Annotated in this window: 14 protein-coding genes; 3 read left to right on the top strand and 11 right to left on the bottom strand. The window is 37.3% G+C overall.

Annotation, left to right across the window (positions count from 1 at the left end; translation table 11 throughout):
* Positions 1 to 2: 2 nt before the first annotated feature.
* From ACIQ1E_RS11505 to ACIQ1E_RS11495, 3 genes are all read left to right on the top strand, one after another.
* Complete coding sequence (locus ACIQ1E_RS11505; RefSeq protein WP_396171452.1) at positions 3 to 644, top strand: CoA transferase subunit A; 642 nt, start codon at positions 3 to 5, stop codon at positions 642 to 644.
* A gap of 72 nt (positions 645 to 716) precedes the next feature.
* Positions 717 to 1208, top strand: coding sequence for a hypothetical protein (locus tag ACIQ1E_RS11500; protein WP_396171451.1), 492 nt, complete (start codon positions 717 to 719; stop codon positions 1206 to 1208).
* A 45-nt stretch (positions 1209 to 1253) separates the two neighbouring features.
* Positions 1254 to 1910 carry a CoA transferase subunit B gene (locus ACIQ1E_RS11495; protein WP_396171450.1) on the top strand — a complete coding sequence of 219 codons (657 nt, stop codon included), beginning with the start codon at positions 1254 to 1256 and terminating at the stop codon, positions 1908 to 1910.
* A 108-nt stretch (positions 1911 to 2018) separates the two neighbouring features.
* On the opposite strand, the gene ACIQ1E_RS11490 is transcribed toward ACIQ1E_RS11495, so the two are convergent.
* The 11 genes from ACIQ1E_RS11490 to ACIQ1E_RS11440 all read right to left on the bottom strand — a co-directional run bounded on the left by ACIQ1E_RS11490 (position 2019) and on the right by ACIQ1E_RS11440 (position 13804).
* On the bottom strand, positions 2019 to 3620 hold the full coding sequence (locus tag ACIQ1E_RS11490) for a fumarate hydratase (RefSeq protein ID WP_396171449.1): 1602 nt from the start codon (positions 3618 to 3620) through the stop codon (positions 2019 to 2021).
* Positions 3621 to 3710: 90 nt separating this feature from the next.
* A complete protein-coding gene (locus ACIQ1E_RS11485) occupies positions 3711 to 3881 on the bottom strand; it encodes a hypothetical protein (RefSeq protein ID WP_396171448.1) in 171 nt (56 codons plus the stop codon).
* Positions 3882 to 3893: 12 nt separating this feature from the next.
* Positions 3894 to 5333 (bottom strand): nucleoside recognition domain-containing protein, encoded by a 1440-nt coding sequence (locus ACIQ1E_RS11480; protein ID WP_396171447.1) that lies wholly within the window; start codon positions 5331 to 5333, stop codon positions 3894 to 3896.
* A gap of 164 nt (positions 5334 to 5497) precedes the next feature.
* A complete protein-coding gene (locus ACIQ1E_RS11475; protein ID WP_396171446.1) occupies positions 5498 to 6211 on the bottom strand; it encodes a 3'-5' exonuclease in 714 nt (237 codons plus the stop codon).
* 90 nt (positions 6212 to 6301) lie between these two features.
* The gene (locus ACIQ1E_RS11470; protein WP_396171445.1) at positions 6302 to 8593 is read right to left on the bottom strand and encodes a glycoside hydrolase family 3 N-terminal domain-containing protein; all 2292 of its coding nucleotides are present in this window, start codon (positions 8591 to 8593) and stop codon (positions 6302 to 6304) included.
* Positions 8594 to 8744: 151 nt separating this feature from the next.
* Positions 8745 to 9224, bottom strand: a complete 480-nt coding sequence (locus ACIQ1E_RS11465) for a methylated-DNA--[protein]-cysteine S-methyltransferase (RefSeq protein WP_396171444.1) — start codon at positions 9222 to 9224, stop codon at positions 8745 to 8747.
* A 9-nt stretch (positions 9225 to 9233) separates the two neighbouring features.
* Entirely contained in the window at positions 9234 to 11105 is a 1872-nt protein-coding gene (locus ACIQ1E_RS11460) for a beta-N-acetylhexosaminidase (protein ID WP_396171443.1), read from the bottom strand.
* A gap of 114 nt (positions 11106 to 11219) precedes the next feature.
* The gene (locus ACIQ1E_RS11455; protein ID WP_396171442.1) at positions 11220 to 11600 is read right to left on the bottom strand and encodes a c-type cytochrome; all 381 of its coding nucleotides are present in this window, start codon (positions 11598 to 11600) and stop codon (positions 11220 to 11222) included.
* Between the two features lie 6 nt (positions 11601 to 11606).
* Positions 11607 to 12599: a porphobilinogen synthase gene (hemB, locus tag ACIQ1E_RS11450; protein ID WP_396171441.1), complete on the bottom strand. Its 993-nt coding sequence runs from the start codon at positions 12597 to 12599 to the stop codon at positions 11607 to 11609.
* Between the two features lie 57 nt (positions 12600 to 12656).
* Entirely contained in the window at positions 12657 to 13580 is a 924-nt protein-coding gene (gene hemF, locus ACIQ1E_RS11445; RefSeq protein WP_396171440.1) for an oxygen-dependent coproporphyrinogen oxidase, read from the bottom strand.
* Positions 13580 to 13804 carry a hypothetical protein gene (locus ACIQ1E_RS11440; RefSeq protein ID WP_396171439.1) on the bottom strand — a complete coding sequence of 75 codons (225 nt, stop codon included), beginning with the start codon at positions 13802 to 13804 and terminating at the stop codon, positions 13580 to 13582. Before ACIQ1E_RS11440 ends, hemF begins: the two co-directional genes overlap by 1 nt.
* Between the last annotated feature and the right edge of the window lie 145 nt (positions 13805 to 13949).

Below are 13949 nucleotides of genomic sequence, written 5' to 3'. Positions count from 1 at the left end.
GAATGACCCTAATGCTGGGAGGTTTCGGATTATGTGGCATTCCAGAGAATTCCATTGCCGAACTCGTCAAAAAAGAAACAAACAATCTCACCTGTATTTCCAACAATGCCGGAGTCGATGATTTTGGTCTTGGATTACTTTTGCAAAAACACCAAATCAAAAAAATGATTTCTTCCTACGTGGGAGAAAATGCCGAATTCGAACGCCAAATGCTTTCCGGAGAACTCGAAGTTGAACTTATCCCTCAAGGAACACTAGCCGAACGTTGTCGTGCAGCCCAAACTGGAATTCCTGCTTTTTTCACACCCGCAGGTTTCGGAACAGAAGTCGCCATTAGCAAAGAAACCCGAGAATTCAACGGAAAAATGCATGTACTGGAACTCGCTTTCAAAGCCGATTTTGCTATTGTAAAAGCCTGGAAAGGCGACACAGCAGGAAACTTAATTTTCAAAGGAACCGCCCGAAATTTCAATCCTTGTATGGCTGGCGCTGGAAAAATTACCATCGCTGAAGTCGAGGAATTAGTAGAAGCCGGAACCCTCGATCCCAACCAAATTCATATTCCCGGAATATTTGTGCAACGCATTTTTCAAGGCGAGAAATATGAGAAAAGGATTGAGAAGAGAACGGTGAGAAAAAGATAGTGTTCAGTGGTCAGTTTTTAGTGATCAGTTTGAGAAGGAAATAGTTTTAACACCTTTTTTAAGTTCGAGACAATGACAAGAACAGTAATAATTTTGACTTTAGTGCTGCTGAAAATTTTCAACAGTTACGGACAGACAAACATTCCCTTTAAAGAAGCGGACCATTATAAAACAAAAAAGTTCGATGTAGCAATCTTTCCTGAAAACTATTTTGAATTTATTTCTGATCAACGTTTCACTCCCACAAGACAAGAAATTGACAAAGCAGAAATAGCATTAAGTAACAATTTAAAAACTTCAAACAAAGAGTTAGTAAATCAATTCTCGACTCCAATTATTCATATAAAATTGAATAAATATAAGCGACAATATTTCGGCTATATTGATAAAAATGGCGACCGAATTTTGTTCATTAACTGTTTCTGGTCTAAGAACGAAAACAATACTGAACGATGGTTGACAAGTGAAATTATGGTTCTTGATGGAGGAAGTTACTACTGGAATGTAAAATTTAACCTCACTATAAACGAAATTTTTAATTTGAATATAAATGGATTTGCATAAAAATTTACCACCTTATATGACTTATATGTTTCAAAAAACAAAATTATGCTAACAAAAGAAGACATCGCCAAACGCATCGCCCAAGAAGTCAAAGACAAATACTTTGTAAACCTCGGTATTGGTATTCCAACTTTGGTAGCCAATTATATCCCAAAAGGAATTGACGTCGAATTTCAAAGCGAAAATGGCGTTCTCGGAATGGGACCTTTCCCTTTTGAAGGCGAAGAAGACGCTGATTTAATCAACGCTGGAAAACAAACCATTACGACGTTGAAAGGCGCTTCTTTCTTTGACTCGGCAATGAGTTTCGGAATGATTCGTGGTCAACACGTCGATTTGACCATTCTGGGTGCGATGGAAGTTGCCGAAAACGGCGATATTGCCAACTGGAAAATCCCAGGTAAAATGGTAAAAGGAATGGGTGGTGCAATGGATTTAGTAGCTTCGGCAGAGAATATTATCGTGGCTATGATGCACGTCAACAAAGCAGGAGAAAGCAAAATTCTTAAAAAATGTACTTTGCCCTTAACTGGCGTTGGTTGCGTAAAAAAAGTCGTAACCGAATTAGCCGTAATGGAAGTAACACCAAAAGGTTTTAAACTCTTAGAACGCGCACCAGGCGTTCCTGTTGAACACATCATCGCATCCACCGAAGCCACTTTAATTATCGAAGGCGAAATTCCAGAAATGATAATTGATTAAAATCTAAAAAAAATAGCCATAGATTCTCAGATTTTAAAATCGCTTTAAATCTGTGAACCTGCGGTTAAAAAACCTTGTGAACTTTGTGTTTTTCTTTGTGGTTAAACGCTACAAATTCTCAAAGAAATCATTTCCTTTATCATCGGTAATAATAAAAGCTGGGAAATCTTTAATGGTAATTTTTCGAACGGCTTCCATTCCTAATTCTTCAAAATCAACTACCTCAACCGAAAGGATATTATCTTTCGCTAAGATTGCAGCTGGCCCACCGATTGAACCCAAATAAAATCCGCCATATTTTAAGCAAGCTTCTTTCACTTCTTTGGTTCTATTTCCTTTGGCAAGCATCACCATACTTCCACCATTTTTTTGGAATTCTTCAACATAAACGTCCATTCTACCCGCTGTTGTTGGACCAAAACTTCCCGAAGGCATTCCTTCCGGTGTTTTTGCAGGACCTGCGTAATAAATTGGGTGATTTTTAAAGTATTCAGGCATTGGTTTACCCGCATCCAATAATTCTTTGATTTTGGCGTGAGCAATATCACGGGCTACAATCAACGTTCCGTTGAGTTTCAAACGGGTTTTGATTGGATATTGAGACAATTTCTTAAGAATATCAACCATGGGTTGGTTCAAATCAATTTCAACAGCTTCTTCCAAATGAGGTGGAGTTTCAGGTAAAAATTGTTTTGGATTCACTTCCAATTGTTCTACAAAAACACCGTCTTTGGTAATTTTCCCTTTGATATTTCTATCAGCTGAACATGAAACTCCCAATCCAACTGGACAAGAAGCGGCGTGGCGTGGCAAACGAATTACGCGCACATCGTGAGTAAAATATTTACCACCAAATTGAGCTCCAATGGCGCTTTGTTGGCAAATCAATTGTACTCTTTTTTCCCATTCTAAATCACGGAAAGCCTGACCCGACATATTTCCTGAAGTAGGAAGATGATCGAAATATCCTGCTGAGGCTTTTTTAACGGCAGCCAAATTCGCTTCAGCAGAAGTTCCTCCAATCACCAAAGCCAAGTGATATGGTGGACAAGCTGAAGTTCCTAAATCCATAATTTTGGCACGAATAAAAGCATCCAATGATTTCTCATTCAATAAAGATTTCGTTTGTTGGTATAGATAGGTTTTATTAGCAGAACCTCCACCTTTTGCCAAAAACAAGAACTCGTAAGAAGCTCCTTTTTTGGCATAAATATCAATTTGAGCAGGAAGATTCGAACCGGAATTTTTTTCTTCGAACATACTAATAGGCACAATCTGAGAATAACGAAGATTTCTTTCTTGATAGGTATTAAAAATCCCTTTGGATAGCCATTCGGCATCATCGACTCCTGTATATACATTTTCGCCTTTTTTGGCCATTACAATGGCTGTTCCTGTGTCTTGGCAAGAAGGTAATTCGCCATCGATGGCTACAACTGCATTTTGCAATAAATTGTAGGCCACAAAACGGTCGTTATCGGTTGCTTCTGGATCGTCAAGGATAGCTCTTAGTTTTGCTAGATGTGCAGTTCGCAACATAAACGAAACATCTTTCAACGCTTCTTGGGCTAACAACTCCAAGCCTTTTGGATCAACGGTCAAGATTTCTCTTTCGCCTAATTTTTCTGTTTTTACAAAATCAGAAGTGATTTTACGGTATTTGGTTTCGTCTTTTAAAATTGGATAAGGATCCTGGTATATAAAGTCCATAACATGAGTTTTTTTAGAACGTCAAATATAAGAATTGTAGAAGGAAATCTTTGTGATTTATGTCAACTTATACTTTAGAATTGTTATAAATTATTTAAATGAAAAATAAATTAGAAAGCCTAAAATTATAGTCACTATTAATCCTAAAATCTCATTATCTTCTTTAGCAACATCCTCCATCTTCTTGTTGCCTCCATAATAAAACCACATACAAGTATTGCCTACCCACAAAAAAATCAACTTACGGAATAAACGACTCATAGTTTTTTTATTCTAAAAAAACCAACTCGCCACAAAAATTGCCGTAATCACGCAAATCACATCAACCAGAAGCATCGTTCCCAAAGCATATCGAGTGTTTTTGATATTTACAGAACCAAAGTAAACCGCAATCACATAAAACGTACTCTCGGCGCTGCATTGAAAAATACTGCTCAATCTACCTGTCATCGAATCGGCACCAAAAGTATTCATCGAATCGATCAAAAATCCTCGAGATCCAGCAGAACTAAATGGCCGTAGCAAGGCTACAGGCAAGGCATCGGTGATTTGTTTGCTTACTCCCATATTCGAAAAAGCAAAAGCAATCCAATTGCTAATAATTTCAAATAAACCACTGTTTCTGAACAACGAAATAGCCACTAACATTCCCAAAACATAAGGAAAAATGGTCACTCCGGTTTTAACACCATTATTAGCTCCAACGACAAACGCTTCATAAACAGTCGTGTTGGCTTCTGTGAATTTCTTTTCTTTAATAAAGGCAAAAATCAAAGTAAAAATGATAATACTTACTAATATTAAGGCCGAAAGATTCGAGGTGAAATAGTTTTTGCCAATTAAATCTAAGTGATTTACATACATCAACAAACCTATGATAGCCGCAATTAAAACCATTAATCCAACTACCAAAGAAGCGCTCTTGAAATTGATTTTTTGTTTTACTCCAACAATTAAAAAAGCAGCAATTGTGCCAATAAAAGAAGTGATGATACAAGGTAACATTACATCGGCAGGATTGCTAGCGCCTGCTGCAGCACGATATCCAATAATGGAAGTCGCTATTAAAGTAAGTCCAGAAGCGTGCAAGCACATAAACATAATTTGCGCATCGCTTGCCTTATCTTTATCAGGGTTTATTTCCTGTAAACTCTCCATGGCCTTTAACCCAAAAGGGGTAGCAGCCGAATCCAATCCTAGGAAATTCGCCGAAAAGTTCAAAGTCATATAGGAAATCGAAGGGTGATTTTTTGGGATACTTGGAAACACTTTAATAAAAACCGGACTCAATGCTTTTGCTAGTTTTTCGGACGCGCCAGAAATGATTAACAGCTCCATCAAACCACAGAAAAAGGCTAAATACGCCATAAGTGGCAGAATCAAATCCAATAAAGTAGCTTTACAAGTTGGTAATAGTCCATCCGATTTTTGAACACCACTAAAAATTTTAACTACTTTGTTTTTATACACATAAGTAGTATCCGCATTTAAGCTGTCGCGGTTGATAATCATTGTCTGATCAGGTGCCTTCTTGATGCTGTCTTTTATAAAAACAGGAAGCTGCTCAATATATTTTTCTGAAATCAGAATTGGGTCGTCTTTTTTGCCGTTCAAAACGTTGTCAATCGTGTAGCTGTTCCCAGAAAACAAACTGAAGATTACAAATGCAATCGATGAAATAAAAATTACCAGCCAAAATCTACTTAATACCATAATCTTTTTTTTTTGTAAATGTAATAAATCAATGTCAATTGCAATGTCAATGACAATGACAATAAAGAATTTTCAAATATGAAAAATTGCTTCTTTACTTTCAAAAGTTAATTAATGTCATTTTTTTAATTGAAATTGCCATTGATTATTGTTATTGAAATTGTTTAAACGTGAATAATCTCTTCTTCAATTAATAAATCCTCTCGTCGTAATCGCAAGAAAATCTGAGCTACCGCAATAGTATCCTTTTCGCAATAGGTTACAATTCTATCAATGTCTTTGTCCACATAAAAAACGTGACCCACTTTACTGCCGTCGATATCTCCTTTTGGAGAAGGGATTCCCAGCACTTTGCACATTAATTTTAAGGAAGTAAAATGCTTGTAATCACCAAATTTCCACAATTCCAAAGTGTCTAAATGCGGAATTTCCCAAGGTTTTTTTCCAAATAAATTGAGTTTGTTCGGAATGGCAATATTATTAATGATCATTCTTCGAGCAAGAAATGGAATGTCGAATTCCTTAGCATTATGACCGCACAAAACGTGTTGCGGCTGGTTGAAATGATTGTCTAAAAGATTGTTGAAATCACGCAGCATTTTCTTTTCGTCTCCAAAAAAAGAAGTCACTCTAAAATTCCGAATGTCGCCTTTTATGGTAAAATACCCAACTGAAATGCAGACAATTTTCCCAAACTCGGCCCAAATTCCGGCACGTTCATAAAAATCTTCAGGAGTAAAGTCGTCCTTTCGCTGGTACTGGGTTTTGTGTTCCCAAAGTGTTTTCATTTCGTCGTCTAAGGTATTGAAATCGGACACTTCAGGAACAGTTTCAATATCGAGAAATAAAATGTTGTTGAGGTTGATTTTTTCTATCATTGGTCAAATATTTCGTAACGAATTGTAATTCAGCACCTTTTTTTCTATACCAAAACACGGTATTAGATGTTTTTTTGAATTTTATAATGGCTATTCAACTTTCAGGATGACTTTTTGTAAATCTTTGTCGGCAGAAGAATTGCCTATCATTATTTCAAAATCACCTGCTTCAATTCTATTCTTCATTTCTAAATCCCATACCGAAAGTTTATCAGGAGTAATGTCAATTGAAATAGTTTTGCTTTCTCCAGATTTCAAGGAAACTCTTTTAAAACCTTTCAATTCTTTTACAGGCTGTGTAACGGAACTTACTAGGTCGTGAATATACATCTGAACGATTTCATCACCATCTTTTTTTCCGGAATTTGTAATAGTTACATTTATTGAAGAACTTTCTCCAATTTTGATACTGTTTTTGCTTAAAACGGGTTTAGAAACCGTAAAACTAGTATAGCTCAAACCAAAACCAAAATTATAAAGTGGTGTGTTATCTTCAAAATGATAGCCTCTTCTAGCTGTAGGTTTATAATTATAATAAGCTGGAATTTGACCCGTGTTGCGCGGGAAAGTTGCCGGTAATTTACCACTTGGATTCACATTGCCTAGCAATACATCAGCAACTGCATTTCCTCCTTCTTGGCCTAAATACCAACATTCTAAAATGGACTTTGCTTTTTCTTGTACGTTTTGAATTGCCAATGGGGCTCCATTGAATAAAGTAACTACGATTGGTTTTCCTAATTTTGACATTCTATTTAGTAATTCATTTTGCTGACCAAAAAGTTCAATACTCGATCGGTCTCCCAAGTGGTTTTCCGCCCATCCTTCTCTATTTAATGCTTCATCTGAACCAAGTGCTAAAATAATAACATCCACTTTTTCGGCAATTTTAACCGCTTCTTCAATTCTTGCGATATTGTCTTCGGTCGTTGTAGGCGTAATTTTATCTTTATACCAACGGTTCCATTGATTTTCCTCAATCAATCGGCAACCTTCAGAATAAGAAATCTTAACCTTATCGCCAAACTTGTTTTTTATTCCGTCCAATAATGTAACTACATATTTCGGGGAGTCACTATACCCACCTAATTGTTCACGATCTGCATTAGGTCCAATGACGGCAATTGATTTTATTTTGATTAAATCCAAGGGCAAAAAATCATCGTTGTTTTGTAATAGAACAATGGCTTTATCGGCAGCTTCTTTTGCTAATTTTTTGCTATATTCCAAGTTGGAAACCACTTCAGCATTGGCAACATCGACATAAGGATTTTCGAATAGACCCATTAAAAATTTTGCTTTCAAAATTCTAGATACGGCTTCATCAAGAACTCCTACTGATAACTTTCCTGATTCAACAGCGGGTTTCAAATATTGGTATGTTGTAATATCTGGAGTTTCAATATCAACCCCCGTTTTGAATGCCAATATTCCAGCTTCGGCTTGAGTTTCTGTCAAATGATGGCGACTTTGAAGTTCCGAAATAGCACCATAATCAGATACCACTACCCCTTTAAAACCCCATTCTTCTTTCAAAATTTTCTTCAGCAAAAAAGTGCTAGCGTGCGAAGGGACACCGTCAATTTCGTTGTATGAAGCCATAACGGACTGTGCATTTGCTTCTTTAATAGCCGCATAAAATGGAGGTAAAAAAGCTTCTCTTATTTCTCTCTCTCCCAAGTTTGCAGGTGAGGTGTTGTTTCCAGCTTCAGGCTGTCCGTGCCCGGTTAAATGTTTCAAAGTAGCCATTACGTGGCTTTTATCAATTCCATGTGTAGTATTTTCTCCTTGAAAACCCTTTACTGCTGCAACGCCAATTCTAGAGACTAAATAAGGGTCTTCGCCATAGGTTTCTTCAAATCGTCCCCATCTAGGATCACGAGCAATATCTATAACAGGGGCCAAGACGTGCTGGGCACCACGCGAGCGAACTTCAGCAGCGACAGCAGTAAAAATGCGCTTTATCAATTCATCATCCCAAGTAGAGGCAAGCGCAATCGACTGAGGAAAACTTGTTGCATCTTTAGCTGGTAATCCGTGTAAAGCTTCCTCGTGAAATAAAACAGGAATCCCTAAGCGTGTATTATTGACAAAGAATTTTTGAATTGCATTTGTGATTTCCGCCATCTGTTTAGGATTTCGCCCAAAATTCCCATTTGATGGATTGGGGTTTTCGCTTGGACGATTTACTTCACCTATACCAAAAGATAGATTCTTTTTTGCTTTTTCAATATCAAAATTCCCATTGGCATCATACAAAAAATCGTTTCTTTTTTGCCAAATACTCATCGTTTGAGCCACTTTTTCGTCAAGTGTCATTTTACTTAAAAGATCGCTAACGCGAATGTCTATGGGCTGGTTTGGGTCTTTATATAATTGCATTTGGGCAGAAATTAAACAAGTTTCGAATATAAATAGGACTAAATAGAATTTTTTTTTCATAAGATATTGATAAAACTACATTTACGTTTTTTAAATTGGTTTTCAGAATAATAGATATTCCTGGTTTTTACATTTCAAATATACTTTTAATTTATAAGTTCCTAAACAACTCTTGTTGCTTCGAGGGATTTTCGTGTTCCAACAACCATTTTTTGCGCCACAATCCTCCAGCATAACCCGTGAGCGAACCGTCGGTGCCAATAACTCTATGACAGGGAACCACAATCCAAAGCGGGTTTTTTCCATTGGCCGAAGCCACAGCACGAATGGCTTTGACATCACCCAATTTCTTCGACAATTCCAGATAAGACATCGTTTTGCCGAAAGGAATTTCGAGTAATTCTTTCCAAACTTTTTGTTGAAATTCGGTTCCGGCTGGATTTAATTTGAAAATGAAGTTGCGTCTATTACCTTCGAAATATTCGTTGAGTTGCGAAATGGCTTCTTGCAAAACAGTTGGAATTTTTGCAGAAATAGCGCCATTATCAGCAACTGAAATCATCGAAATTCCGTTTTCATCGCCAATTATTTTGGTAGTTCCTAAAGGTGTTTTGATATAGGCGGTTTCCATAGATATATTTTATTTCTCAACCCTTTTTTTAAGCATTTCTTTACTAATGGTTAAGATTCTTCCTGTTTGAATTCCGTCTCTGTAAGCAACTACTCTCAGTGTTATATCTCCGTTTGGAATTTCGAAGGCGTTGGTATATTTTGGAGAATATTTAGCCGGAAATGAGCCATCTATGGTGTAGTGCAATTCGGCATTTGGCATTTCGCTTGAAAGGATGCACATCAATTTTTCACCGTTCATTTTTGTTTTTACAATGGGATCATAAACTGCTTTGCAAATGGTTTTCTCAATTGCATCGAATCTTTTGAAATGATGTTCCACTCTGGCAGAAAAATTGTCCCAATTCTTATTTTTGGCTGGACTCCAAACCGATTCTATAATTGCAAATGCACGTGGATAAGTCATGTAAAAAGCGTGCTGAATCGTTGGGATTTTTTCTGTCCAAAGATTTCCTTGTCCTCCCAAAATTAATTTTGCATCGACTCCTTCGGGCGCAGGCTCGAATTCATAGGATTTTTTTAAGGTCAATTTGCTATAAACGGGCACTTCGACCGAGGGATCACCTTGAACATAATCTAAATAGCAGAAAGTATTGGGCGACATAATGGCTTCGTGACCTAATTTGGCCGCTTCTACTCCACCTTCAATGCCTCTCCAACTCATTACCGCAGCTCCATCGGCCAAACCGCCATAAAGAATTTCGTCCCAACCAATCACTTTTTTTCCTTTGGTATTGATGATTTTGGTCACTCTTTTGATAAAGTAACTTTGCAATTCTTTGGAGTCTTTCAAATTTTCTCTTTTCATCAAAGCCTTACAATTTTCATCCTTTCCCCAATAGCCGTGATAACATTCGTCACCACCTAAATGAATATAATCACCTGGAAATAATGAGGCAATTTCTCCAAATATGATGTCCAAAACGGAATACACTTTCTCATCGGCGGGATTCAGAGAGTTTTCAATTGTCATTGTAAAAGTGCCATCACCGTGCCATTCGGCAAATTTAGAACCTGGATTCACCATCTTTGGCTCTTTTTGGGTTGATAATTCAGGATATGCTGCCAGCAACGCCATTGAATGTCCCGGCACATCAATTTCAGGTACAATTGTAATTTGTTTCTCCAAGGCGTAGTTTACAATTTCCTTGATGTCATCCTGAGTATAAAAACCACCATAAGGCGTTTTTTCTCCTTGTTTTGGAGCTTCCCTTTCGCCAAATGTGCCAAATCGCTCGACGCGCCAAGCACCAATTTCGGTCAATTTCGGTAAGCCTTTTATTTCGATTCTCCACCCATTATCATCCGTAAGGTGCAATTGTAGCACATTAAATTTATACTTTGCCATCCAGTCGATGTATTCTTTTACTTCGTTTTTAGTAAAAAAATGGCGGCTTACATCGAGCATTAAACCTCGCCAGCCAAAACGCGGATAATCGATGATATTGCAAGCTGGAATCGTTAAATTTCCTTCACCATTAATAGGCAATAATTGATCGAACGTTTGTAGTCCGTAAAACAATCCTGATGTGGAATTTGCTTTTAGTACAATTGCTTTGTCGTTAACCTTAAGAGTATATCCTTCTTTTCCAATGGTTTGGTCCAGGGTTTTATTTATTTCAATAAGGATGAGGTTTGAGCTTTTTACAGGCTTTTCTAGAGAAACAGATAATCCTTTTCTTAAATAGGAATTAAAATGCAAATTGGCAATTTTAGCCAGCTCGGGATTTGAATTAACCAAAAAGACTTTTGTGTTTTCGTTTAAGACAAAACTTCCTTGTTGTGAAACATAACTAACCGGATTAGGGATAATGGAGTGTTGTGCGTTTAGAGAAAAACTGATAAGAAAAAACAGTGTGATTGCGATTTTTGTTTTCATCATAAAAAGATATAGAATATTCAAATATAATGATTTAATAAAAACAAAAAACCATTTCAAGGGAAATGGTTTCTGAGAATATGATCTCCTTTTTATTTGTTTATAGTAGGGCTGGTTTTATTTTAAATGTGAATAAACATAGGCTTCTAAAGCTTTAAGTTCCTCTTCAGTCATTGTTTTTGTTATTGCAAAGTTCGCTTTCATTACTGCATATTGTGTTGGATCGACAATTGGTTCGCCTTCGCCTTTTAGGAAAGTAACCATATCGCCGTTCTTTTCTTTATAGATTTTGGCAATGTCTTGCAAACTTGGCCCAATAACTTTTACATCGGGTTTGTGGCAAGCTAGACAGGCGCCTTTTCCTTCAAAAAGAGTTTTTCCTAACTCTTCTGGTTTTTGAACTTCGGTTGTGGTTTCAGACTTTCCGAAGGATTCCTCACTCTCTTTTTTGCAAGAGACAAAAGCCAAAATGGCTAATAATAAAAGTGCTTTTTTCATTTTTATTTATTTTAAAATTATTGCTGCTTCTTTGGCGAAATAAGTCGAAATCAGACTTGCTCCCGCTCTTTTGATACACATAAGTTGTTCCATCATAATTTTGTCGTGGTCTAGCCAACCCCTTTCGGCAGCAGCTTTGATCATTGCATATTCGCCTGAAACGTGGAAAACTGTTACCGGAACATTGACCGCATTTTTCACTTCGCGAACAATATCAAGATAGGCAATTCCTGGCTTTACCATTACCATATCGGCACCTTCCTCGACATCTGATAAAGCTTCTTTGATGGCTTCGATACGGTTAGCATAATCCATTTGATAGGTTTTTTTGTCTTTTGGAACTACTACATCCGCTTCGCGTGGGGCACTATCTAAAGCATCTCGGAACGGCCCGTAAAATGCCGAAGCATATTTAGCAGAGTAACTCATAATTCCAACGTTCTGAAATCCCGCTGCATCCAATCCTTGGCGCAAACGCAGTACACGACCGTCCATCATATCGCTTGGCGCTACAAAATCGGCACCTGCTTGAGCGTGTGAAACGGCCATTTTTACCAAAGCTTCATTAGTTGCATCGTTGGCAACATCACCGTTTTCGATAATTCCGTCGTGACCATAAATAGAATAGGGGTCTAGCGCTACATCAGGCATCACAATCATTTCAGGACAAGCCGTTTTGATGGCACGAATGGCTTGTTGCATTAATCCATTGGGATTCCAAGCTTCGACACCGGCATTGTCTTTCAAATTCTCGCTTACTTTTACGTAGATATTCACCGCTCGAATTCCTAAAGCATATATTTCTTTGACTTCCTCGACGGTTAAATCTATCGAACGACGGTAGATTCCAGGCATTGAAGGAATAGCTACTTTTATATTTTCGCCTTCGGCAATAAACATTGGAAACATAAAATCACTTGGACTTAATGTAGTTTCTCGAACTAAGGAACGAATGCTTTCATTCACACGCAATCTTCTGCCTCTTTGTAATGGGAACATAAAATATTGTTTAAAATTGTTTAAAAGTTTAAGGTTTAAAGTTGTTTCACTTTTTGCTTAAACCCAATCAATAGGCTTTTCTAATGTTTTTAATAATTTTTCTTCTTCACTTCCTTTTTCAGGATGATGGTCGTAAACCCATTGCACGTGTGGCGGCAAACTCATCAGAATACTTTCGATTCTGCCGTTGGTTTTTAAACCAAACAAGGTGCCTTTATCGTGAACCAAATTGAATTCGACATAACGGCCGCGACGAATTTCCTGCCAAGTTCTATTGGATTCCGAATATAATACATTTTTTCTTTTTTCGACAATTGGGACATAAGCTTCCAGAAAACTGTTGCCTACTTCTGTTACAAAGTTAAACCAATTTTCCATTGACATTTCTTCATTCGCTTTGCAATAATCAAAAAATAATCCTCCAATTCCTCGGGCTTCATTACGATGTGCATTCCAAAAATAGGCATCACATTGCTTTTTATATTTTGGATAAAAATCTGCATTGTGTTTGTCGCAAGCGGTTTTACAGGTTTGATGAAAGTGTTTTGCATCTTCTTCAAACAAATAATAAGGCGTTAAATCTTGTCCGCCGCCAAACCATTGCTGAATCACTTTCCGTGAACCTGCCCTGAGCGGAGTCGAAGGGTCGTACATCTCAAAATAGCGCCAATTGGCGTGAACCGTTGGCACCATTGGACTTTTTGGATGCAAAACCAAACTCAATCCACAGGCAAAAAAATCAGCCTCACCAACGTTGAATAGCTTTTGCATACTATCGGGTAATTTTCCGTGCACTGCTGAAATATTGACACCGCCTTTTTCGAAAACATCACCGTTTTCAATCACGCGGGTTCGTCCTCCTCCACCTTCTGATCGAGTCCAAATATCCTCACGGAATTTAGCTTGACCATCAGAAGCTTCTAATCCTGCACAGATTTTCTCTTGTAGATTTTGTATGTATTCGTAAAATTTATTTTTCATTATTCTAATGCTTTGTTCTTGCCCAAATAATTAGTAGCATTCAAGGTATTGACCACTTTTTTTCCTGTCTTTTCCTCAATTTGCTTGCGAGTATTTCCAGCAATTGTTCCGCCTTGTTTGGCAATTTTTTTGTTTTCAACAAAGTTTTTAGGCTTTTTTTCTTTACTAATTTCTGTCGTGGTGGCTTCTGCCAACATATTGAGTACTAATTCAAGGTTACTCATATTGTCCCGCAAATTTTCTTTTTAGGTATAGGCGCTTAGAGCACCCTTGTTATCTATTGATTTTATTGATATTTATTCAAATTTCACCATCTTTTTCATTAACACATCGAAGATTGTCCCCATATTTGACCTTCTATTGTATCTA

The sequence above is a fragment of the Flavobacterium sp. genome (assembly GCF_044348915.1).
GTDB lineage: Bacteria > Bacteroidota > Bacteroidia > Flavobacteriales > Flavobacteriaceae > Flavobacterium.
This window is presented reverse-complemented; position numbering and strand designations above follow the sequence as displayed.